At 64.6% G+C, this 20,641-nt stretch carries 23 protein-coding genes; 8 read left to right on the forward strand and 15 right to left on the reverse strand.

Annotation, left to right across the window (positions count from 1 at the left end; all coding sequences use genetic code 11):
• Window positions 1-422: 422 nt before the first annotated feature.
• Window positions 423-593, reverse strand: coding sequence for a hypothetical protein (locus tag ACZ60G_RS34430; protein WP_465815449.1), 171 nt, complete (start codon window positions 591-593; stop codon window positions 423-425).
• Window positions 590-823, reverse strand: coding sequence for a hypothetical protein (locus tag ACZ60G_RS34435; RefSeq protein ID WP_465815451.1), 234 nt, complete (start codon window positions 821-823; stop codon window positions 590-592). The genes ACZ60G_RS34430 and ACZ60G_RS34435 overlap by 4 nt, the downstream gene beginning before the upstream one ends.
• 220 nt (window positions 824-1,043) lie before the next feature.
• Here ACZ60G_RS34435 and ACZ60G_RS34440 point away from each other — a divergent pair, with 220 nt between their 5' ends.
• The 3 genes from ACZ60G_RS34440 to ACZ60G_RS34450 are packed head-to-tail and all read left to right on the forward strand — an operon-like array spanning window position 1,044 to window position 2,711.
• A complete protein-coding gene (locus tag ACZ60G_RS34440) occupies window positions 1,044-1,385 on the forward strand; it encodes a hypothetical protein (protein WP_465815453.1) in 342 nt (113 codons plus the stop codon).
• Window positions 1,354-1,878 (forward strand): DUF6879 family protein, encoded by a 525-nt coding sequence (locus tag ACZ60G_RS34445; RefSeq protein WP_465815455.1) that lies wholly within the window; start codon window positions 1,354-1,356, stop codon window positions 1,876-1,878. Before ACZ60G_RS34440 ends, ACZ60G_RS34445 begins: the two co-directional genes overlap by 32 nt.
• Complete coding sequence (locus ACZ60G_RS34450) at window positions 1,875-2,711, forward strand: helix-turn-helix domain-containing protein (protein ID WP_465815457.1); 837 nt, start codon at window positions 1,875-1,877, stop codon at window positions 2,709-2,711. The genes ACZ60G_RS34445 and ACZ60G_RS34450 overlap by 4 nt, the downstream gene beginning before the upstream one ends.
• A 176-nt stretch (window positions 2,712-2,887) precedes the next feature.
• Here the strand turns inward: ACZ60G_RS34450 and ACZ60G_RS34455 are convergent, their stop codons facing one another.
• Both ACZ60G_RS34455 and ACZ60G_RS34460 read right to left on the reverse strand, forming a co-directional pair.
• The gene (locus ACZ60G_RS34455) at window positions 2,888-4,273 is read right to left on the reverse strand and encodes a serine hydrolase domain-containing protein (RefSeq protein ID WP_465815459.1); all 1,386 of its coding nucleotides are present in this window, start codon (window positions 4,271-4,273) and stop codon (window positions 2,888-2,890) included.
• Between the two features lie 203 nt (window positions 4,274-4,476).
• Window positions 4,477-5,049 (reverse strand): peroxiredoxin-like family protein, encoded by a 573-nt coding sequence (locus tag ACZ60G_RS34460; protein WP_465815461.1) that lies wholly within the window; start codon window positions 5,047-5,049, stop codon window positions 4,477-4,479.
• Between the two features lie 71 nt (window positions 5,050-5,120).
• Between ACZ60G_RS34460 and ACZ60G_RS34465 the strand changes: the two genes are divergently transcribed.
• The gene (locus ACZ60G_RS34465) at window positions 5,121-5,732 is read left to right on the forward strand and encodes a TetR/AcrR family transcriptional regulator (RefSeq protein WP_465815462.1); all 612 of its coding nucleotides are present in this window, start codon (window positions 5,121-5,123) and stop codon (window positions 5,730-5,732) included.
• Here the strand turns inward: ACZ60G_RS34465 and ACZ60G_RS34470 are convergent, their stop codons facing one another.
• Window positions 5,733-6,860 (reverse strand): GDSL-type esterase/lipase family protein, encoded by a 1,128-nt coding sequence (locus tag ACZ60G_RS34470; protein ID WP_465815464.1) that lies wholly within the window; start codon window positions 6,858-6,860, stop codon window positions 5,733-5,735. It lies immediately after the preceding gene.
• Between the two features lie 110 nt (window positions 6,861-6,970).
• Here ACZ60G_RS34470 and ACZ60G_RS34475 point away from each other — a divergent pair, with 110 nt between their 5' ends.
• Window positions 6,971-7,444, forward strand: a complete 474-nt coding sequence (locus tag ACZ60G_RS34475) for a MarR family winged helix-turn-helix transcriptional regulator (RefSeq protein WP_465815466.1) — start codon at window positions 6,971-6,973, stop codon at window positions 7,442-7,444.
• A 173-nt stretch (window positions 7,445-7,617) separates the two neighbouring features.
• Here ACZ60G_RS34475 and ACZ60G_RS34480 read toward each other — a convergent pair whose 3' ends face one another.
• Window positions 7,618-7,932, reverse strand: a complete 315-nt coding sequence (locus tag ACZ60G_RS34480) for a MerR family transcriptional regulator (RefSeq protein ID WP_465815674.1) — start codon at window positions 7,930-7,932, stop codon at window positions 7,618-7,620.
• 573 nt (window positions 7,933-8,505) lie between these two features.
• On the reverse strand, window positions 8,506-8,799 hold the full coding sequence (locus tag ACZ60G_RS34485; RefSeq protein ID WP_465815676.1) for a WYL domain-containing protein: 294 nt from the start codon (window positions 8,797-8,799) through the stop codon (window positions 8,506-8,508).
• On the opposite strand from ACZ60G_RS34485, the gene ACZ60G_RS34490 reads away from it, so the two are divergent.
• A complete protein-coding gene (locus tag ACZ60G_RS34490; protein ID WP_465815468.1) occupies window positions 8,785-9,876 on the forward strand; it encodes an epoxide hydrolase family protein in 1,092 nt (363 codons plus the stop codon). The genes ACZ60G_RS34485 and ACZ60G_RS34490 overlap by 15 nt on opposite strands.
• 86 nt (window positions 9,877-9,962) lie before the next feature.
• A complete protein-coding gene (locus tag ACZ60G_RS34495; protein WP_465815470.1) occupies window positions 9,963-10,115 on the forward strand; it encodes a hypothetical protein in 153 nt (50 codons plus the stop codon).
• Between the two features lie 7 nt (window positions 10,116-10,122).
• On the opposite strand, the gene ACZ60G_RS34500 is transcribed toward ACZ60G_RS34495, so the two are convergent.
• The 4 genes from ACZ60G_RS34500 to ACZ60G_RS34515 all read right to left on the reverse strand — a co-directional run bounded on the left by ACZ60G_RS34500 (window position 10,123) and on the right by ACZ60G_RS34515 (window position 15,416).
• The gene (locus ACZ60G_RS34500) at window positions 10,123-12,126 is read right to left on the reverse strand and encodes a 5-oxoprolinase/urea amidolyase family protein (protein ID WP_465815678.1); all 2,004 of its coding nucleotides are present in this window, start codon (window positions 12,124-12,126) and stop codon (window positions 10,123-10,125) included.
• A 47-nt stretch (window positions 12,127-12,173) separates the two neighbouring features.
• Window positions 12,174-12,794, reverse strand: a complete 621-nt coding sequence (locus ACZ60G_RS34505) for an urea amidolyase associated protein UAAP2 (RefSeq protein ID WP_465815471.1) — start codon at window positions 12,792-12,794, stop codon at window positions 12,174-12,176.
• On the reverse strand, window positions 12,791-13,540 hold the full coding sequence (locus ACZ60G_RS34510; RefSeq protein ID WP_465815473.1) for a DUF1989 domain-containing protein: 750 nt from the start codon (window positions 13,538-13,540) through the stop codon (window positions 12,791-12,793). Before ACZ60G_RS34510 ends, ACZ60G_RS34505 begins: the two co-directional genes overlap by 4 nt.
• Window positions 13,541-13,880: 340 nt before the next feature.
• Window positions 13,881-15,416 carry an amino acid permease gene (locus tag ACZ60G_RS34515; protein ID WP_465815475.1) on the reverse strand — a complete coding sequence of 512 codons (1,536 nt, stop codon included), beginning with the start codon at window positions 15,414-15,416 and terminating at the stop codon, window positions 13,881-13,883.
• Window positions 15,417-15,647: 231 nt separating this feature from the next.
• Between ACZ60G_RS34515 and ACZ60G_RS34520 the strand changes: the two genes are divergently transcribed.
• Window positions 15,648-16,301 (forward strand): TetR/AcrR family transcriptional regulator, encoded by a 654-nt coding sequence (locus tag ACZ60G_RS34520; protein ID WP_465815477.1) that lies wholly within the window; start codon window positions 15,648-15,650, stop codon window positions 16,299-16,301.
• 123 nt (window positions 16,302-16,424) lie between these two features.
• Here the strand turns inward: ACZ60G_RS34520 and ACZ60G_RS34525 are convergent, their stop codons facing one another.
• From ACZ60G_RS34525 to ACZ60G_RS34540, 4 genes are all read right to left on the reverse strand, one after another.
• Window positions 16,425-18,140 carry a TerD family protein gene (locus tag ACZ60G_RS34525; protein WP_465815680.1) on the reverse strand — a complete coding sequence of 572 codons (1,716 nt, stop codon included), beginning with the start codon at window positions 18,138-18,140 and terminating at the stop codon, window positions 16,425-16,427.
• A 64-nt stretch (window positions 18,141-18,204) separates the two neighbouring features.
• The gene (locus ACZ60G_RS34530) at window positions 18,205-18,735 is read right to left on the reverse strand and encodes a hypothetical protein (RefSeq protein WP_465815479.1); all 531 of its coding nucleotides are present in this window, start codon (window positions 18,733-18,735) and stop codon (window positions 18,205-18,207) included.
• 78 nt (window positions 18,736-18,813) lie between these two features.
• Window positions 18,814-19,614, reverse strand: a complete 801-nt coding sequence (locus ACZ60G_RS34535; RefSeq protein WP_063036943.1) for a family 1 encapsulin nanocompartment shell protein — start codon at window positions 19,612-19,614, stop codon at window positions 18,814-18,816.
• A complete protein-coding gene (locus ACZ60G_RS34540; protein WP_465815481.1) occupies window positions 19,611-20,639 on the reverse strand; it encodes a Dyp-type peroxidase in 1,029 nt (342 codons plus the stop codon). The genes ACZ60G_RS34535 and ACZ60G_RS34540 overlap by 4 nt, the downstream gene beginning before the upstream one ends.
• Between the last annotated feature and the right edge of the window lie 2 nt (window positions 20,640-20,641).

Consider the following 20,641-nt stretch of genomic DNA (forward strand, 5'->3'; position numbering starts at 1 on the left):
TAGGCGGCGGAGTCGGTCGCGGGGGTTTCGGCGGGCTTGGAGTCGGTGGCTCGCGTTGCGGCCGCGCTCGATGCGGCGCGTTTCTTCAGGTATTCATCGATGCCGCCGGGCAGATTGGTGAGTTTTCCATCGCATGCAGACGGCCGACCTGCGCTTATTGCATTCTGGCACAAGGTAGTTGTAGTAGTGGGCATCGCAGGCGGCTTTGTCTACGCCGTTGACCTGCACGACACCCTTCGTGCATTGCGGCACCGCGAGCGGTGCAGCAGACGCGCTCGGAGTGGCGAGCAGACCGGCCGATAGGCCGTTACCGAGAATGACTAAGAACCGGGTCGCTAGGTTTCGCATGATTCCCCCTCACGAGTCGAGAAATACTGTTACGCAACGTTTCCCATTCCGACTGGCTGACCGACCGGCGCCGATCAGTACTCCTCTGATGCGTCGGACTTCATCCCGACCGTGTCCTCGCCTTCGATCCGTTCGCGGATTCCCCTGACGGACCGGTTCTTCGGAATCCGTTCCGGCCACACCATCACTCCGACCGTCACCAGCAGCGGCAGCCCGATCGCGACAACCCAGCCGAGCTCGATCACGGCAGATCTTGGAGCAGTCGCAGCACCGTGGCGCACGTCTCGGCGTTGGCGGGTTCGACAGGGCTGACGCGGTGATCCACGACGGCAGCACCCGGAACCCGTTGCGGTAGCACACGATCGGCTGGAGTCCGCAACTCCAGGTACACCCCTGGACCGTCGTTGTCGTCGCCGTTGTCGGCGACCTCCAACAACCCGCCTGGAAACACGAACAGTCGTGTGAACCTGTCCATCTCGACTCCTGTAGTCCGGTGTTGGTAGGCACCCCGTGACCGGTTGGCGTCACATGTCACGGGGGCCAGCTCAGACGCTACGAACCGACAATTAGATGGGTCCACAAGTTTGATAAAACTTGCTCATATTTAGTGATCAGCTAGACGTGCCAGAAAGTTGGAGGGATCATCGAAATCAGCACGGAAAGTCCGTGCATATAAGTGGACACGGAGCTAGATCATGCTCTTGCATTTCCTCGGTAAGGGTGGTTCGGGAAACAACGATTGCCCGAACCTCTACGCCACTGACCAGGGCAGTTACGCGATCATTGGATGGGTTACCGATCGGCCGGAGACGGTTGAGATTCCGCACTTGCTGTTGGGATTCCTCGAGCCGGACACGTTCATCGATGCGACCTTGACCGATTCGGGCCGAGGCACGTTCCTTGTGTCCGGTAGCCCGATCACGGACCGTGAAACGCTGGGCAAGATGACGATGGAGACCTACGAAACCGCTATCGAGGTTCCGAAGGCAGAAAGGACGTTCTACGGTGCAGCTGCTTCAGGGCAATCCGTGGCCTGACCTCTTCGGGCAGTGCCAACGAGAAGCGTTCCACCTCGAAGTCAGAGACACCTACGCAGTGCCGAACGAGTCGGAACCGCTGCGCCGGTTTCTTGATGGGGAGCCGGACGACAACGCATGGTTCGAACCGTGGGGGGAGCTTGTACGGGCAACAACCGGCCGGGGTGTGCGTGTGACCCGTGTCCGGGTTGTCACATTGCCTCACGTGGACTACCAGCGATGGTTGCTAGCGCTGACAGCGCTGAATACCGAAGCGGGTGAAGAGATCCGGTACCTTCCCCGGCATCTCGCTGGAGATGTGCCCGTCGATGATTTCTGGCTGTTGGATGACGAACGGGTGGTGTTCAACCTCGTCGACGAGAACGGACGTGCGGCCGGGGCGTCAGCTCTGACCACCGACCCGAGGATTGCCGACCAGTGCCGACAGGTGAAAGAGCGCTTGTGGCAGCTAGCTACGCCGTACACCGAGTACGCGGTAGACATCCGGAGGTGAGTAACGGCGTTGATGAGGCCCGGCAGGCGCTCGGGCAGCGGCTTCGGGAGATCCGGCGGAGGTCGGGAATCTCAGGCCGTGAGCTTGCGCGCCTGTCTGGCTGGCACGAAACGAAGGTCTCCAAGATCGAGTATGGCAGGGTAAAGCCGTCCGACGCGGATATTCGTGCCTACTGCGCTCACACCGGGGCAGGTGATCAGCTCGAAGATCTACTAGCGACAGTCCACAACATAGATGCTGCGTACCTGGAGTACCGACGACAGCACGCGGCAGGACTCAAACGGGGACAGCAGAAGTCGGTCAGGCTCGCTGAGCGTTCGAAACTGATGAGGATCTATCAGCCGGTCGTTATTCCCGGCATTCTTCAGACTGCCGAGTACGCCGAAGCCATCTTGAGGCATTCAGTCGATTTCTACCGACTCCCTGACGACATAGACGAAGCAGTATCCAAGCGGCTCGAACGTCAGCAATACCTGTACAGGGGTGAACGGCGCTTTCACATCCTGATTGCCGAGCAAGCTTTGCATACCTCGGTCGGCACCGACGCCGTAATGATCGGGCAGCTAGACCGGCTCATGGCCGTGATAGGCCTTTCCCGGGTTCGGCTTGGAATCATTCCGGCGCAAGGTGGCCCGCCTATGCAAACGACGAACTTCGTAATATTCGACTCGCGCATGGTCACGGTCGAAGGCATCACAGCAGAGCTGACGATTACGCAACCGCGAGAGGTTGCGATCTACGGCCGGGCGTTCGATGTGCTTGCCGGTCAATCGGTTACAGGTGAGGCAGCCAGGGAACTCATCCGGAAGGCGCTCGAAAGGCGGGCTCGATAGCCGTCTGACGGACTTTAGTGCGCCGTCTGGAGTTGCCCACTCTTGAATACCGCTGTGGATGCCTTCGACGGAGCATCGTAGTCGCTCTTCACTCGCCAGGCCGTGCCGGTTATGCGGCTTGCTCAGCGCGTGACAGCCGTTGCCGCACTGGGCAACAGCTATCGCTCGTTTGCAGATCAGGCTGTATTCGAGACCCGGTTGAACATCCGACCAGCCATATCTGCGCCCACGATCCGGCCGTTCTCGTCGCGGGTAAAGAAACCGCGCTGCCCCTGCAGACCGCCACTGGTGACGACGTATTCGTCGCGGTCGCCGGGCAGCAGGCCGAGACCGGCGGCCGGAAGATCCGGTGGCAGTTCGATTTCCGAGGCCGCGCGGACCTCCGGTTTGATCCCGCAAGCGACCGTCAGGCCCGTCTCATCGGTGCCGATGGTGAGTGTCATGGCGTCGATTTCGTAGTCGCCGATGATCTCCTCGGCCCGTGCCGGATCGAAGGGGAGCGGTTCGGGATCCTGATCGATCAGCCCGAGGTAGTGCTCCAGCGCCCACCGCACCACGGCCTGGTTGAACTGGATGCCGTCGTCCGGGCCCGCATTCGACATGACGGTGATGGCGAAATTCCGTTCCGGCACGGTGACGAGTTCGGCGAATTGGCCGTTCGATGAGCCGCCGTGGCCGACGATTCGCACGCCGTCCACATCGCGCAGGAACCAGCAGATGCCGAAGGCGTCGCCGAGCGAGCTGCCCTGCAACTCGACGGTCTGCTCCTTCATCCGCGCCAGCACCTCGGCGGGCACTACCTGTTCACCGCTTTCGGCCCGGCCGTCGCCGAGCTGAAAACGCGCCCAACGCAATTGGTCGGCGACCGAGGATACGATGCCGCCACCCGGATTGTTGGCCCGCGTATCTTTCCACTCGCGTGCGACCGTCAGCGCACCGTTCGCACCGCGATTGTGTCCGACCGCGAAGCGCCGAGTCATGATCTCGCTCAACAGATAACGGCTGTGCGACAGCCCGATCGGGTCGAGCAGCAACTGCGCGACCGCCTTCTCGAAGGTCAGCCCGGTGACCTTCTCGATGACCCGCCCGAGCAGGTTGTACCCCGCCTGTGAATAGGACGCGCGAGCACCGACCGGCCCGATCAAATCCAACTCGTCCAGTCGCGCCACATACTCGGCCAGCGCGTCGTCCCCGTCTCCGGTCTCGACAATCAGCCGAATCCCCAGCCCCGCAGTGTGATTGAGCAGATTCAACACCGTCATCTCCGCAGCGGCCGCCGCATCGCGGAGTGCTAACTCCGGCACATACCGCCGCACCGGCGCATCCAACTCGACCTTGCCCTCCGCGACCAGCCGCATCACCGCCGTCGCGGTGAACGTCTTGCTCACCGACCCCAACCCGAACATCGTGTCCCGATCCACCGGCACCGGACTCTCGATACTCGTCACCCCATGCGCGGCAAAAGCCTCCCGCCCATCAACCCAAACCCCCACCGCAGCCCCTGGCACCCCGAACTTCGCTGCTATCTTCGCAACGAATTCCCCCAGCTCAACGTCAGTCATCGTCCAACCCTTTCGGTCCTGTCCGCCACTCCGGGGAAGTCCCCCGTGCGGCCTGCCAGAACCATGCCCACCCCCACTGACACGCCGCTGACACGGCGCGCAGAGCCCTCGGTGCGGACGACACCTTCGAACGCAGGCACCGGGTGGCGGCCGGAGACACCGCCACCCTGCGCAGCCCTTTCGAATTCACCGTGGATCCGGCGTCACTGATGCCCTGAGCCGGACTTATCACGGGCAGGTACTTGGGCGAGTAGTTCATCGACCGACCATTGGTCATCGGCGTGCACCCCGAGTTTGCCGGCGAGCACACGTCCGTCGGGGGCGATGAGGAAGTCGCCCGGGAGGCCGAGGCGGCCGCCTTCGGGTTCCGATGGGGGAGCGGGCTTTTCCTTGCGGAGGACGGCCATGGTCGCGGTGGTGACGCCGCGGATTATAGTGGGCCAGGCGCGGGGGTCGAGGAGGGCGCGGGGTTTGGCTTCGACGCCGAATTCGCGGTATAGGGTTCGGGTCGGGTCGGCGATCAGGTCGAAGGGGAGATTGCCTTCGTATTTGCGCAATTCATCTGCGCTGGAATGGAATACGACGACTTCGCGGATATCTGCGGCGAGGATTTCGGCGTGCCGGACCGCGAACGAGCGCAGGTGCAGGTTGCAGATCGGGCAGCCGGCGAAGCGGCGGAACTGGAGGTGGATCAGGCAATCCTGGTCCGGAATCCGAATTGTGCTGTCGGCGATGGTGACCAGTTCTCGGGTGGGCACCGTGGTCGGCAATGGCATGGAAACTCCCTTCGTAGGTGTACGACGTACGCCTACGACAAGTATGCGCGTACCTTGTACGCTGTCAACCCGTGCCCCGCCCTCGCTCGCTGACCAGCACCGCCATCGCGGCCGCCGCCGTCTCGGTGCTCGACCGCGACGGACTGCCCGGCTTCACCATGCGCGCGGTCGCGAACGAACTTCGCATTGCCACCATGGGCCTCTACCGCTACGTCGCCGACCGCGACGAACTCGAGGTGCTGGTCGTCGACCATCTCCTGGCAGATATCGATCTCACGCCACCGACCGACCCGGACTGGCGCGATCGCATCGCGGCCCTGCTCGACCGCATGCGAACGACGGCATCCACCCACCCGGCCGCGATCCCGCTGGTCGTGCGCCACCGTCAGTCCGCCCCGAACAGCCTGCGCTGGATCGAGGCGATGCTGACCGTCCTCACCGATGCGGGCTTCACCGGCATCGGCCGAGTCCTGGCCCAACGCACCCTGATGGCCTTCCTGCTCGGCCACCTCCAGAACGAGCACTACGGCCCACTCTCCGGCCCGGGCACCGCCGCGATGACCCGACTCGCCCCGGCCGACTATCCGGTACTCGTCGAAACCGCCACCGACGCCCGAAATGTCGATGCCGAGACGGAATTCCGCCTCGGCATCGAAATCGTCTTGCGCGGCCTGGCCCCGTAACTAGTCGGTAAGCCCCGGGATCGCCATGGTCTCACCCATGATGCGGTGACCCGCATCGTTCAAATGCAGCCCGTCGCCGCTGTCCAGATCGGGTCGGATGAAGTCGGGATCATTCGGATCCTCGACGGCGGCAGCCACGTCGAACACGGCATCGAAAACGGTTGTGGTGCGCAGCCATTCGTTGACATCACGGCGAACCACCCGGCCCTCGGCGACATTGAGGTCCGGATAGATGACACCGGCGAACGGGCCAATGGTGTTGGCGTACACCGCAAGTCCCGCCGCACGGGCACGTCCGGCCAATTCCGTATAACCGGCAATGAGCGCCTCGGCAGACGATGTGCTGTTGTCGAGGATCAGATCGTTGATGCCGAAGTTCAGGACAACATGGGTCACGCCGGGAACTGCGAGCACATCGCGGTCGAAACGGGCCAGACCGTGTTCGCCGATCTGGTCGGTCAGCAATCGGGTCCCGCTGATGCCCTGATTGAGAACCCAACCGCTGGTGAGGCGTTCGTTGAGGACGTCGACGGAACGATGGTTCGCACCCGATGTGGACCCGACGCCTTCGAACCAGGAGTCGCCGAACGCGACAACGATCGGGCTGTCCGTCGAGGTGAGCACGTCGACACCGGTCACATAGAAGCGCGAGGTCGTCTCCTCGGCTTCGGATAGCGCGAGTGCGGCGACCTGGTCACCGGCGGCCACGAAACTGGATTCCATCGGCAGATGCGAAAAGGGTGCCAGGCCGGTCTCTTCCGGCAGGTAGATACTCAGCACCAGATCCGTACCCGCCGTCGTCGCGAAATCGACCGGGTCGCTGACGATATCGGCACCCGCCGGAACGGTCACTGAAACCTCGCCGTCGAAACGCAGCTCGGTATCGGTCTCCGCGACGATCTCCGCCCCGAACTTGCGCACCGCGATCCGTGCCGCGCCGACGGTCACCGGCGTCGCGCCATAGCGGTTCGTCAGCCGCACCCGCAGCTGCTCGCCGCCTCCGACCAGGTGCAGCACCTGGCGCACCGTCTCATCGGCGAAGCCGCGCGGCTCGGCCAAACGGATCCGCTCGGTGGGGTCGACCAGCGTGGAACGGAAGCCCGCGACCCAGCGCGAAGAGGTAGTCATCGGAATCTCCATTTAGTTGCGGTGAGGAATATTGCGATGACAACAATCTAGCGCATATGTTCCGCATGTCAACTATCCCCACCGCAACTATCTCGGCTAAGCTCGCTCCCGTGGACGCAGAACTCTTCGACGATCCCAGGCTAACCACCATGGGCCTGCTCTACGAGGCGTACGACGGCCTGACCCGAAAACTGGAACCCACCTGGAAGAAACACGGTCTGTCCGGCCTCGATGTCAACGCACTCATGCGCCTGAGCCGCTCACCGGAGCGTCGCCTGCGCATGACCGATCTCGCAGCCCAGACCAACTTGTCCACCAGCGGCGTCACCCGACTGGTCGACCGCCTGCAGCGCAACGGTTTCGTGCGCCGCGAACTCGACTCGGTCGATCGCCGCAGCTCCTACGCGGTCCTCACCGCCGCCGGAGCGACCCGCCTGGCTCGCGTACTCCCGGATTACCTCGAGGTCATCGAGCGCTGGTTCACCGGTCTGCTTCCCTCCGACCAGCTCGAGGCCTTTGTCGCCGGTCTGCGCACCATTCGCGATCAGGTGAGTCCGGAAGCCACTATGCGCGAAGCCGACTAGAACAGAATCCGCCCCGCCATCACCGTTGTCATGGTGGCCGGACTCGCCGCGTCAGGGTGGTTGTCGAGATCGAGGCCGTCGCAGCCACCAGGCGGTACGGCTTTCGGGCCGGATCCAGCAGTTGCGGACGCCCTGGGGCAGGCTTTCGCGGCTGAAGGCGGGCGAGTATCGGGTCAATCCTCTTGGGTGAGTCTGGTGTTGAGTTCGAGGGCTTCGGACAGTTGGTCTTCCAGGATGATGATCCGGCACGCCGCCTCGAGGGGTGTGCCGTGGTCGACCAGTTCGCGGGCCCGTGCGGCGATGCGCAGCTGGTAGCGGGAGTAGCGGCGGTGCCCGCCGGCGGAGCGTTGCGGGACGATCAGTTTCGCCTCGTCCAGGCTGCGCAGGAATGCCTGGGTGGTCCTGAGCAGGTCCGCGGCCCGGCCCATCGAGTAGGCGGGGTAGTCGTCATCGTCGAACTTCTCGTTCGCGGTCGGGGATTCAGAAATCGTGCGGCCTCCATACGCCGAAGTGCCCCGGTGCCGTGCGGCACCGGGGCACTGAAAGGGGGGAATTACTTTCGTCTTCCGACATGTAACCGAAACGTCGGCGATCACCCGAACCACAAACTTTCCCGGGTGACCCGACGGGCAACTTCTCCCTTCTCCTCACGGGGTTACTTCATCTTTCCTTCAACTCATCTTGCTGTCCGGCGGGCGGCGGGACCCTTGTAACTGCTGGTCCCGCGGCCGCGCCCGCCGTCTTACCTATCACGGGCAGTTCATCATCTCCCGTGCTGTCTGGATATTTCCTTCGCTTCCGACATCACAGAAGTTACCGCGTTCTGCAGCGAATGTCTACTGTTGTCACTACAGAATTTTTCGAGCCGTCGGATGAGGGTGCAACGAGAGATCCCGACCACGGGCGACCCGTGCCACAGGCCGGCCGGGGGTGTGGAGATGGCCGGCCACCGCCGGTATCGCGACCCCGATGACGACGCGAGCCTGGCCGAGGAGTACGGCGTCGGCATTCTCGCGCGATCGGTGGCCGTTTGGTGACACGATCCTTACCGGCACCTCCAGCTAGTCGATCGCGGCGGTAAGGCGATTGGTGAGTTCGCGGACGTGGGCAATCAGTTCGGGGGGTTCGTGGATTCGGCAGTCGAAGCCGAAAGTCGCTATGTAGACGGCGAGTTCGTCCAGGGAGTTGGAACCGGTGCGGAGCAGGCAGGTCCGGTCGTCGATGGCCTCGATGACGCCGACGGTCGGGGTAATGCGTTCCGCGGCGACCTGGGCGGGTACGTACAGGGTGACGCGGGCGGCGTAGCGGTAGGGAGAAGTCGTTGTGCCACTGGTGATGTAGTGGGCCAGGTCAATGCGCGCTGGCCCGCACCGCTGCCCGGCGACGGCTGGGACACCGGCGTGCCGACCACCTGGCTGCGCGAACTGGTCGACTGCTGGCGCACCGGCTACGACTGGCGCGCTGCCGAGGCCCAGCTCAACACCTATCCGCAATTCACCACCGAGATCGACGGACAGCGCATCCACTTCCTGCACGTCCGCTCGCCCGAGCCCGATGCCATGCCGCTGTTGATGACGCACGGCTGGCCCGGTTCGGTCGTCGAATTCCTCGACGTGATCGGACCGCTCACCGACCCGCGCGCCCACGGCGGCGATCCCGCCGACGCCTTCCACCTGGTCATTCCATCGCTGCCGGGCTTCGGCTTCTCCGGACCCGTCAGCGAGTCGGGCTGGACCCGCGCGAAGATCGGCGAGGCCTGGGTCGAACTCATGCGCCGACTCGGCTACGAGCGTTACGGCACACAGGGCGGCGATATCGGCGCTGCGGTGAGTCCGGAGGTGGCCCGGAGTGCGCCGAAGAACGTAGTGGGCGTCCACACCAACGGTGGTCCGGACCCGCTTGCGACCCATCAGCTTTCCGAGGACGAATCGGCGAGTCTGACCGATCTCGAACGCGACCGGATCGATCGCATCCAGGCCTTCATGCGCGAGGAGTTCGGCTATATCGCGATTCAATCCACCCGCCCGCAGACCTTGGCATACGGACTGGTCGATTCGCCGATCGGCCAGCTCGCCTGGATCATGGACAAATTCCGGGAATGGACCTTTCCGCGAAATGTGGACCCGGACAAGATCCTCGACCGGGACCGGCTGCTGACCAATGTGATGCTGTACTGGCTCAACGGCACCTCGGGTTCGGCCGCATTCGTCGGCTACGCACAGAACGATGCCCGGGGTACAACCAAGTCAAATTCCAGAGTGCCCACTGCGGCAATCGTTTTCGCTCACGATGTAGGCATTCGCCGATACTGCGAGACCCAGAACACCATGGCCCGCTGGGTAGACGTGGACCGCGGCGGGCACTTCGCGGCGCTGGAGGAGCCGGAGCTGCTACTGGAAGACGTTCGCGAGTTCTTCCGCGACCTGCGCTGAAAAGTTGGGCCTGTTCCGGCATGTCGCGGCCGGAGCAGGCTCACAATCAATGGCAGCACGACGGTGGCAATGCAGAGGTGAGCGCCATGAGTGAGCCGAGACGGATTACTCAGCAACATCGGGAAGACTTCTGGCGGAGCTGCGGCTGGTCACCGGGTCTGCCGGAGGGCGAACGACGCCATATCGAGGAACTCTGGGATGACGAGTCCATCGACATGGCCGAGCTCTTCGGCTGGTAATGCGTGATCAGGCGGTGAGTTCACCGGCCTGCCGCCAGGAGTCGCGTTCGGCGGCAAAGGCTTCGGCCTGGACCGCGCGGAATTCGTCGATGGACTCGGCATTGTCGGCGAGGAACTTCCGATAGTCGGCGAGCGCGAACTCACCGTCCTCGGCCCGCACCTGGATCTTGCCCGCCGCGAAATCGGCGCGCAGGTCGAGGAGTTCATCGGCCTCGACCGGATACCAGTGGATCCGGTCGAAATAGCGCAGCAGCCAGGGGGATTCGTCGCTCACGATACCGGGGTGACGGTGGTTCCAGACTTGGGTTGTGCGGCCCACGAACTGATAGCCGCCGGGTCCTTCCATCCCGTAGATGCACAGGTATGCGCCGCCGATGCCGACCGCATTCTCGGGAGTCCAGGTGCGGGCTGGGTTGTACTTCGTGGTGACGAGCCGGTGGCGTGGGTCGGTCGGGGTGGCGACCGGTGCGCCGAGATAGACGTCGCCGAGACCGAGGACCAGATATTCGGCCCCGAAGACGGTGTCGTAGACGTCCTGTACCGACGCCAATCCGTTCATGCGCCGGATGAATTCGATATTCCACGGGCACCAGGGTGCGTCCGCGCGCACACCGTGCATATAGCGGGTGATCGCCTCCCTCGTGGCCGGATCGTCCCAGGACAGCGGCAGGTGCACGGTGCGGCTCGGCACCACGAGCTGGTCGGAGGCGGGGATGTGCTGTTCGGCCGCGGTGAGCAGATCGAGCAGCGTGGAGACCGGCATGACCGCCGGATCGACCCGGATCTGCAGCGAACGGACACCCGGCGTCAGCTCCGTCACGCCGCGTACACCGACCTCGAGCAGGTGCTGGTGCAAGGCGTGCACGCGAGCGCGTAGCCCGAGATCCAGTGTCATGGCACCGTATTCGACGAGTACACCGTCATCTCCCTGACGGCGGTAGGTCACCCCCGTCTCGTCGTCGACATCGGTGCGGCGCAGTACACCGTCATCGCCGTCGCCGCCAGGGGATAGCACCGTGGGCCATGCGGCGCGCCGGGCCGGACCGAGTTCACGAACCGAGGCGGCGCGATCGCTGCGGATCGGGACGAAGCGCACGGCATCGCCGGGGGCGAGCTGACCGAGTTTCCATCGGTCGGCGGCGACCACCGTCACCGGGCAGACGAAGCCGCCGAGACTGGGTCCGTCTGGGCCGAGCAGGATCGGCGTATCGCCGGTGAAGTCCAGCGCCCCAACCGAATACGGGGTGTCGTGGATATTGGACGGGTGCAGTCCGGCTTCGCCGCCATCGGTCCTGGCCCATTCGGGTTTCGGGCCGATCAATCGGACTCCGGTGCGATCGGAATTGAAATGCACCTCGTAGTCGGTGCCGACAATCGTGTCGAAGTCATTGCGGGTGAAGAACTCCGGTGCGCCGTGCGGCCCCTCGGTGACGGCCAATTCCCACCGCCGGGACAGGACCGGCTGCTCCTCCATCGGCACTGCGGCCGCCACCCGGCCCTGATGCGCGCCGAGCGGCAGCATTTCACCGATACGCAACGCGGCACCCGCGCTGCCGCCGAACTTGCCGAGGGTGAATGTGGCTGCACTGCCCAGATATTCGGGCAGTTGAATACCACCGGCGATCAGCACATAGCAGCGCATACCCGGTCCGCTTATCGCACCGATATCGAGAATTCCATCCGCCGGGACCAGCACCGTTCGCCACTGCTGGACGCGGGTCCCGTTCACAGTGACATCGGTCGGCGCACCGGTGACACACACCCAGGTCGGCGCGGAAAACTTCAGTGCGGGACCGCCGAGTGTGCACTCGAGGCCCGCCACGCCCTCGGGATTGCCGAGTACGCGGTTGCCGAGCCGGAACGACAGATCGTCCATCGGCCCCGAAGGCGGAACGCCGACGTGCCAATACCCGATCCGCCCCGGCCAATCCTGCACCGTGGTGAGCATTCCCGGCCGTACCACCTGCGCCGACTGCTCTGGCTCGACGGCGCGCGTACCGTCGATCGGCATCGCACTCTCGGCGGGGCCCACCACTTCGCTCTGCGCGACAACCGCTGTCATCGGGTTACCACCATCCGTACGGGCGTGGGATCGAAGCCGTTGCAGGGGTTATTGATCTGCGGGCAATTCGACACCAGCACCAACGTGTCGATCTCGGCTCGCAGCGTGACTTTCTTTCCCGGAGCCGACAATCCGTCGACAATGCCGAGGGTGCCGTCGGTCTCGACCGGGACATTCATGAACCAGTTGATATTCGACACCAGATCCCGTTTGCCGAGGCCCCATTTCAGCGCCTCGGTGAGGAAGTTCTCCACACAGGCGTGCTGGTGGCGGGTGTGATGGCCGTAGCGCAGCGTATTGGACTCCTGGGAGCAGGCGCCCGCAATGGTGTCGTGGTTGCCGACCTCATCGGCGAGCACGGTCATGAGCGCGGTGCCCGCATCGGTGCGCAGCACGCTGCCCGTGCCGAGGAAGATATTGCGCTGTGCGGTAATGGTGGCCTGTGCGCTGTAGCGGTCGGTGTGGTCGGCGGCCGAATACAGCAGGCAGTCCACCGCCTGATTTCCGTGCAGGTCGATGATTTCGAGCTGGTCGCCCGCGCGGACCACGGTCGACCAGGGCGCGCAGGCGGGCACGGTTTCATCGAGCACGATGGTGCGGCTCGGTGCCGAGATCATGCCGCTACCTCCAGAGTCGCGGCCGTCCAGGCCTGTTCGGTGTTTTCCACGGCCCGCAGGTACTCCGGATCGGAATTGTCCAGTACGGCAAGCTCTTCCGGTGCGGACCAGGCGACTATGTCGAGATACGTCGCGGGCCGGTCGTCGAGCGGGTGTGCGGTGTCGGCGATGAGCAGCACCACCGGCAGATGGATGAGCAGGTCGACCGAGGAGCCCGCGCCTGCGCTACCTGTGGCGGTCAGCGCACCATCGGATTCGATGCGGACGCCGCGGAAGAAGGACACGGTCGGCCCGATATCCCGTGGCTCGAGTCCCTGCTTTGCGCCCGCGAGCCGCAGCAGCGCACGGCTTTCGGGCGTCGGGCCGCAGAGGGTGTCGTGCCGACCGGACGTGTCGGCGACAACGGTGGCCAGCACCCGACCCTGATCCGAGAGCAGTGGATGTCCGGTACCTAGATACGCCTGCCACGGCACCTTCACGGTATCGGCGACATTGAGCCGCTCCCACGGTGCGTCGGCTCGCAGCAGTAATACGTGCGCGCATGCGGCACCGGCGGGATCGCGCAAGCGCAGCCTGGTCCCGCGACCGAGTACGACATTCGTGTATCCACCGGGCGGAATGCGTTGTGCGAAGGTTATCTTCGCCGCCGCGACGTCATCCGGTAGGTCAGGCCCGGCAATGGTTGCGGCAGCGGCTTGCGACCTCGCATGTGCGCGTGCTCCGGTAGTGGAGGCTGTGCTGGTCATCGTTGTCCCTAAGGTCGTAGACGTCTGGGGTTGGTGTCGTCTGGGGTTGGTGCCCCGGACGCCCAGGGGCAGTGAGGTAGCTGATCGTTGGTTGCAGTTGTTGTGTTGTTGTGGCTCGAGGGGAATGGCTTCCCCCGAGGTGCTGAACACTCCGACCGCTTATTGAGATCTGAAGCGAGTCGTCGCTGGTGAGAGATCTGGTGGCGGGCTGCCTACGGGCTGTTTCTGCGAGCAGTGGGTTCGAGGCGGTGTGCCAACGGATGTGGGTCGGCATCAGGTGTGCCACGTGGGCGGCTGGTGCGGCGGCGGTGGGCGTCAGCGCCCACCGCCGCGCGCAGGGTCAGGCGAGTTGGGCGGCGGGTTCGGGACCTTCGATGCTCGGCCCCGCATTGACGATCCGATGCACGACAACTCCGACGGCGACCACGATCACCACGAAAAGTGGTGCGGCCCAGAGCATCCACCAGCTGCCGCCATTCGGCGTATAGACCTCGGCACGCGGCCAGGCCAGGTTCACCGCCATCGCGATGCCCCAGACGACGGCGAGCGCGTTGATCGGAATTCCGAAGCGCCCCAGGCTGAACAGCCCGGCAGCACCGCGGTCCCAACCCTTGATTCGCCGCATCAGCAGCGGCACTGTGACCAGCAAATACGCCAGATAGAGCGTCACGATGCAGACACTCGCCAAGGTGGCGAAGATCGCCGCATTGCCGAGATTGAGCACCAGCAGACCGATACCGAGCACGCCGATGATCACCGCGGGCAGCACCGGTGTGCCGAAGCGCGGATGCACCACGGCTAGGCGGCGGGCGAAGGGTAACTTGCCGTCTCGCGCCATCGAGAACATCAGCCGCGACCCTGCGGTCTGAATTGCCAAGGTGCACACCGTGATCGCCACCGCGACGCAGCCGAGCAGCACCTTGCCTGCCGGGCTGTCCAGCTTCGAGGTGAGCACATAGGCCAGGCCCTCGGTGCCCAACGAACCGTCATCCAGACTCGGCGCTGCCATCAATGCACCGAGCAGTAGCAGTCCGCCGCCGAGCGCGGAGACCGACAGTGCGGTCAGAATCGTGCGCGGCGCGACTTGCCGCGGATTCTTGGTTTCCTCGGAAAGCTCTCCGGCGGAATCGAATCCGACCATTACATAGGCCGCCATCAGACCGGATACGAGGAACGCCGCCCAATACGGCCCGGGTGCGGCCTGATCGGTCTGCAGCACTACGCCCGGCCCGCGCTCGGTGTGGGTGAAGAACAGCGCGATGATCGCCAGCACGCCGATGATCTCCACGGTGACGCCGATCGAATTGATCCGTGACATCAGATCGATGCCGATCACGTTGATCACCGTGGTGAGCACCAGCAGGATGCTGCCGAGCAGTACCGCATTGGTGGCGCCGGAGGTCGAGGTGAGCGCGGTGTCGTCGCCGACGATCTGGAATCCGCTCCAGATCGATGGCAGCACCACCTGTAGCGCGATCGCCGCCGCTGCGGCCGTGACGATCTGCGCGATGACCATCATCCACCCGGCGAACCAGCCGACGACCTCGCCGCCGAGCCGACGCGACCACTGGTAGATACAGCCCGAAATCGGATAGCGCGCAGCCAGTTCGGCGAAGTTCAGCGCGACCAGCAACTGTCCGGCGAACACGATCGGCCAGGTCCAGAAGAATGCGGCACCGCCGAACGAATAGCCGAAGCCGAAGAACTGGAAGATCGTGGTGAGGATCGAGACGAAGGAGAATCCGGCCGCGAATGAGGCATAGCGGCCGAGTTTGCGGTGTAGCACCGGCTGATAGCCGAAGCCGGCCAGGTCGGCATTGTCCTGGTTGGCGGGCGGTGGGAGGACGGGGGCGGGGGAATCGACTTTGGTGGCCATGGGGTTTCCTTCGCGAGCGGCCAATACCTATCGAATGACAGTTTTGCGTTCGCGATCGCGCTTTCGGTGTCCCTCGTGTATCGCTTCCGGGAACGCCGGTAACTTCTGCGTTGCCTGTATTTCTATCGAGTGACAGAAACCTCACACCTGGGCAATCGCATTGGAAACATCAGACCGGTCTGATCGCTATGCGGCGGTCGGCCGGATCGGACGCGGTGTCAGAATGGCGTCGTGGCAAATCTCGGTCCCGGCCGTCCTCGTCTCGACCAGCGCCCCCGGCGCGGTCGGACGCCACGCGCCGAGATCCTCGACGCCGCCGGAGAACTGTTCACCACCAATGGTTACGCCAATACCTCGACGCGGACGGTCGCGGACGCGGTCGGTATCCGGCAGGCCTCGCTCTACCACCACTTCGCGTCCAAGGACGACATCCTCGACGCACTGCTCGCCGAAACCATCGCAGGCCCCTTGGATCTCGCCGAACGCATACGTGAGGTGCCGGAGCCTGCACACACCCGGTTGTACGCGCTGGCATGGTTCGACGTGCGCCAGCTGTGCGCGTCGCACTGGAATCTCGGTGCGCTGTATCTACTTCCGGAATTGCGCACCGAGCGCTTCGCCGCCTTTCGAGTGCGCCGCGACGAATTGCGCAGGCACTACGAAACTTTGGGCGCGGCGGTCGCTGCCGAGGCAGGTGTGCCGGGGGCCGAGGCCCTGCCGTTCCGGCTCGTGGAGACGGTGATCAACATCCGCTCGGACGAGGGCAGCGCACCCGCCCACGCCGAACGCGCCATTCCCGACGCGATCATGCGCATGCTCGGCTGGCGCGGCGATCTGGACAGCCTCCGCGCCGATGCCGCCGAACTCCTCCAGCGTTTGGCCTGAACCCCCTGCGCGTCAGGACTTTCCGTCGACCGCAACCCACTCCATGCCCCAGCCAGCTCACCATTGATGTTCTCGATGAGCGCCAGCACCATGCGCCGCGAATCATTCGTACAACCGTCGACGCTAGCCTTTACCGCGTGTGGCTTTGAATTCGAAACCCCAGTTGTACATGCGCGCGATTTCGCGCACACCGCCGCCCGGATGCCCCGATGGCGGCCGGATGAAGGTGCCGTCGCGACGAACGATCAACTCGCCGTTGACATTCTCGATATGCGCGAGGATCACATCGCGCGAGTTGTCTTGGCAGCCGCTGATGATCATTTCGATCGGCGGCGAGTTCAGCGGGTACAGCGTCGCTGTGGACTGCACGCCCTGAAAGTTGTTCGCACCCTCGTAGATCGAGGCGAAGACCAGAATCCGGCGGAACTGCGCGGTGTGGTCGAGATTGATATCGAGATTCTCACCGGTCGTGCTGCTGCCGGTCCGGTCGTCCTGGTCGAGCCGGATGAAGGGCGGGCGATCCAGCGCGCCGAACGAACGGTCCAGGGCGCGAACGGATCCGATCCGGCCGTCGGCCAATTCGAAGAAGCAGCAGAGATCGAGGTCGAGGCCGTTGGCGCGCTTGCGGCCGAACAGACCACCGCCGCCGGTCTGCGCGGTCACCCAATTCAGGTTGACCCGCATGGTGCCCGAGGTCGCACCGTGCTTGGTCAGCGAGACCGTCGGCGCGTCCTTCGTCAGCGAAACCTTGCTGAGATTGACCGGCCCGCCGGAAGCGGCAGCAGGCGGGGCGAATTGGTTGGACGCGGACGGCGGTGGATATGGCTGCGATGGTTGGTTCGGCGGCGCATAAGGCTGCGGTTGCTGATCAGGGGGTGAATAGGGCTGCGGCGTTTGGTTCGGTGGAAAAGGGTTCTGCGCGTAAGACTGCGGCGTCGGGCTCGCCGGATACGGCTGCCCCGGATTCGGCGGATATCCGGGCGGTGCCGCGGGCGGATACTGCGGAGGTGTCGCGGACTGCTGCTGCGCGGGCGAAGGCGCAGGCGGCGCCCCGAACTGCTGCGGCGCGGGAGGCACCCCGAACTGCTGCGCTGCAGGAGGCGGCGTGGGTTGCTGCGGCGCGGGCGGCGTGGGTTGCTGCGGCGCGGGCGGCGTGGGTTGCTGCGGCGCGGGCGGTGTGTACTGCTGCTGCGGCGTATGCGGCTGCGCGGGCGGCGGCGTGTACTGCTGCTGTGCGGTGGACGGTGGCGTGTACGGCTGCGTCGGAGGCGGCGGGTAAGCCGGTTGCCCATGCGCCTGATCCGCAGGCGTCTGCCCAGCCCCCGGATCATCAACCGAAATCCCGAAATCGGTAGCCAGCCCGGCCAACCCGGTCGCATATCCCTGACCAACCGCCCGGAACTTCCACGCCCCTTGCCGTCTATACAACTCCCCGAGCACGAACGCGGTCTCGGTACTCGCGCCCGTACTGTCGAACCGTGCCGCCTCCGCACCGCTCACCGCATCGAGTACCCGCACATAAAGCCCTTGGAACTGCCCGAACGTGCCACCATCCGCGGATGCCGCGATCACAATTGTGTCGATCTGCGATTCGACCTGCGCCAGATTCACCGACAACGTGTCGATGACCGTCGGTCCCGGCCGCTTTCCTTCGTGCCGCACGGCGCCGGACGGATGATTCGGCTGGTTGTAGAAGACGAAGTCGTTATCCGACCGCACCTTCCCGGAGACGAGTAACAGCGCGGACGCATCCGCATCCGGAACCCCTGGACCCGACTGCCACCCCAGCTCGACGCGGACTGAAGACATCGGCACCGCAACGTTGGCGCCCTTCATCATCGACACATCTGCCAAGGTATACGACCTGGGTGCGCCCTGTCTCGGTCACTGCGGGGCCCGGCTATCAGCGGGTGGGCGGCGCGATCTGCCAATGTTGTTGCAGCGCACCGGCGATCTCCGGCAGCACCGTGACCGGCACGCGCTTGCGCCGCAACATGGCCCGAATCTCGTTGACCTGCTCGCGTTTGCGCATGTCGTACGCCCCGGCGACCGGCCGCCGCACCGGCGGGATGGACAGCAGCACGAGTTCGCCGTGCCGCTCGTCGCCGCCGATCAGATCCAGTGCCAGCGACCAGCGGGCCCGCTCGTCGAGTGCGAACCGTCCGGCCACCACCCGCTCCCAGTCGATACTGGCTTCCCGCCAGGGCGTGCGCTGGTAGATCGCCCCTTCGGTGAGCACGACGACATCGCGCCCGAACAGCGCGACCAGCAGCGCGATTCCGGCGACCGCACCGGCCAGCAGACCGGTGAAGATCCGGTTGACCCCGAATCCGGTCACGATCGCACCGCAGACCAGCACGGTGACCGCGATCCCGAGGATCCCGTACAGCATTGCCCGCCCGGTCGGAACCACACCCGCGCGCACCATCGTCATCTCGACCTCCTGCATACCGCACCCCAACCTAGCCGGTCGGTTTACTGCCGGCTTCCCGATGCGGGCGGGTCCCAGATATCAGGACGCCAGTGCGACGGCCGCCTCGCCGGTGTAGACGAGGAACTGCAGACTCTGCTGGAAGTAGAGCTGCACCGACTGCGCATCGTGGGTCTGGTAGCCGATGGACAGGTCCTGGCCGAGTTGCAGATCGAAATCGCCGCCGCGCGTGGTCAGCACGAACGCACCGTCGATGGCCGGGGCCCAGATGATCTCGCCCTCCGGGATGAGGCGTTCGATATGGGTGCGGATCGGGTGACCGTGATCGGAGGTCTCGCTGACCGCCGTGTACAGGTCCGCGCTCAACAGCACCGAATACGGACCGTCGACGCCCGCCAAACGCAGCGCGCTGAGCGCCTGCGCGACGGACTCCGGCACCAGTCGCGGATCGCTGGGCAGCGTGATCGGCGAATTGGACGAACTCGCCCGAATACCGGTGATATTCGCGGCCTGATAGCCCTCGAAGATGGCCCGGTCCTCGGCGAACGCGATCTTGCGCGCGGCCTCTTTCACCGCATCCAGATCTGTGTCCTGCGCGCCGCGCTCGACATCGTCGAGCTCCTCGCGCGACAACGTGAACGGCACCCGCAATTCGACGAGCGGCGCGACCACCCGCTGCCGGGCCTGCACACCCTCATCCGGTGCGGTGATGACGGTGGTGCGGCCGAGGCCGACCGCGGAGTAGTCGGTGCCGTGTGGCCCGGACAGGTCGACCACCCGGCGACCGGCGATATGACGCTTGAAGGTGCGCGTCGCCTCTTGCTCGATGGCTGTCCATGCCTCGGCGGTGATCGGCGCGAGTTCGCGATGGAGGTTGTTCATGATTGCATGCTCCTTTTCAACGTGCCGATACCCAGAGAACCGTTACTGCCAACACGATTCGGCGATAAAGATTCCTCGAGCGCTGTCGCGGCGACCTCGGGTGCGTCGGGGAGGTCGTCGAAGAAGTCGAGGGGCGGTGCGAAGAACAGCGTGCCGGTCACCGCGATGGAGAAGTCCAGGATCCGGTCATAGGCCGCCTCCTCGGTTCCGATGAACATCCGGGTAAGCATGGTTTCGGTGATGCTCGGCGTGGCCGCGTAAGCGACGTAATAGGTGCCGAATTCGCCGTCCTTGACGCTGCCGAAGGGCATATTGGCGCGCAGGATCTTTCGCTCGGTGCCGTCGTCGTCGGTGACGGTGTTCACCGCGACATGCGAATTCGCGGGCTTATCCGCATCGGAGAGCTCGAAATCGTCGAGTTTGGTGCGTCCGATCACACGCTCCTGCTCCTCGGTCGACAGCGCCCGCCACTCCGCCATGGGGTGCAGATACTTCTGCACGATGACATAACTGCCGCCCGCGAAGTCCGGATCCTCATCGCCGACGACGGCCGCGCTGAAGGCCGCGGATCCTTCCGGATTCTCCGTGCCATCCACGAAGCCGAGCAGATCACGCTGCTCGAAATACCGGAACCCGACGGTCTGGTCGACGATGGTGACCGCGCCGTCGAGCCGGTCACCGATCGTCATCGCCAATTCGAAGCAGGCGTCCTGGAATTCGGATTTGATGTGGAAGAGCAGATCGCCCGGCGTGGTCGGCGCGCTGTGGTGCTCGCCTACGAATTCGGGCAGCACATGCAGTTCGGCCGGTCGCGGGCCCGCGAAGAGGCGATCCCACGCATCGGACCCGATCGATGCGACGCAGGTGAGCCCGGCGCCGGGCAGTCGGAAACCGACCGAACGACGTAATCCGGGGAGATCGGCGAGCAGGTCGCGCACCGCCGCTTCGCCACCCTCGTCGATTGTGGCGACGAGGAAGATGGCGGCCGGTGTGAGCGGTTCGAGGATCGGCTGCGGCTCACCCATGC

This window comes from Nocardia sp. NPDC102475 (genome assembly GCF_055584605.1).

Excerpts from the sequence above, each read along its gene's own strand:
- ACZ60G_RS34435 (WP_465815451.1), bottom strand. The coding sequence starts at position 823 with ATGGACAGGTTCACACGACTGTTCGTGTTTCCAGGCGGGTTGTTGGAG.
- ACZ60G_RS34440 (WP_465815453.1), top strand. The coding sequence starts at position 1,044 with ATGCTCTTGCATTTCCTCGGTAAGGGTGGTTCGGGAAACAACGATTGC.
- ACZ60G_RS34455 (WP_465815459.1), bottom strand. The coding sequence starts at position 4,273 with ATGACTGACGTTGAGCTGGGGGAATTCGTTGCGAAGATAGCAGCGAAG.
- ACZ60G_RS34460 (WP_465815461.1), bottom strand. The coding sequence starts at position 5,049 with ATGCCATTGCCGACCACGGTGCCCACCCGAGAACTGGTCACCATCGCC.
- ACZ60G_RS34470 (WP_465815464.1), bottom strand. The coding sequence starts at position 6,860 with ATGACTACCTCTTCGCGCTGGGTCGCGGGCTTCCGTTCCACGCTGGTC.
- ACZ60G_RS34495 (WP_465815470.1), top strand. The coding sequence starts at position 9,963 with ATGAGTGAGCCGAGACGGATTACTCAGCAACATCGGGAAGACTTCTGG.
- ACZ60G_RS34500 (WP_465815678.1), bottom strand. The coding sequence starts at position 12,126 with ATGCCGATCGACGGTACGCGCGCCGTCGAGCCAGAGCAGTCGGCGCAG.
- ACZ60G_RS34505 (WP_465815471.1), bottom strand. The coding sequence starts at position 12,794 with ATGATCTCGGCACCGAGCCGCACCATCGTGCTCGATGAAACCGTGCCC.
- ACZ60G_RS34510 (WP_465815473.1), bottom strand. The coding sequence starts at position 13,540 with ATGACCAGCACAGCCTCCACTACCGGAGCACGCGCACATGCGAGGTCG.
- ACZ60G_RS34515 (WP_465815475.1), bottom strand. The coding sequence starts at position 15,416 with ATGGCCACCAAAGTCGATTCCCCCGCCCCCGTCCTCCCACCGCCCGCC.
- ACZ60G_RS34525 (WP_465815680.1), bottom strand. The coding sequence starts at position 18,140 with ATGATGAAGGGCGCCAACGTTGCGGTGCCGATGTCTTCAGTCCGCGTC.
- ACZ60G_RS34530 (WP_465815479.1), bottom strand. The coding sequence starts at position 18,735 with ATGACGATGGTGCGCGCGGGTGTGGTTCCGACCGGGCGGGCAATGCTG.
- ACZ60G_RS34535 (WP_063036943.1), bottom strand. The coding sequence starts at position 19,614 with ATGAACAACCTCCATCGCGAACTCGCGCCGATCACCGCCGAGGCATGG.
- ACZ60G_RS34540 (WP_465815481.1), bottom strand. The coding sequence starts at position 20,639 with ATGGGTGAGCCGCAGCCGATCCTCGAACCGCTCACACCGGCCGCCATC.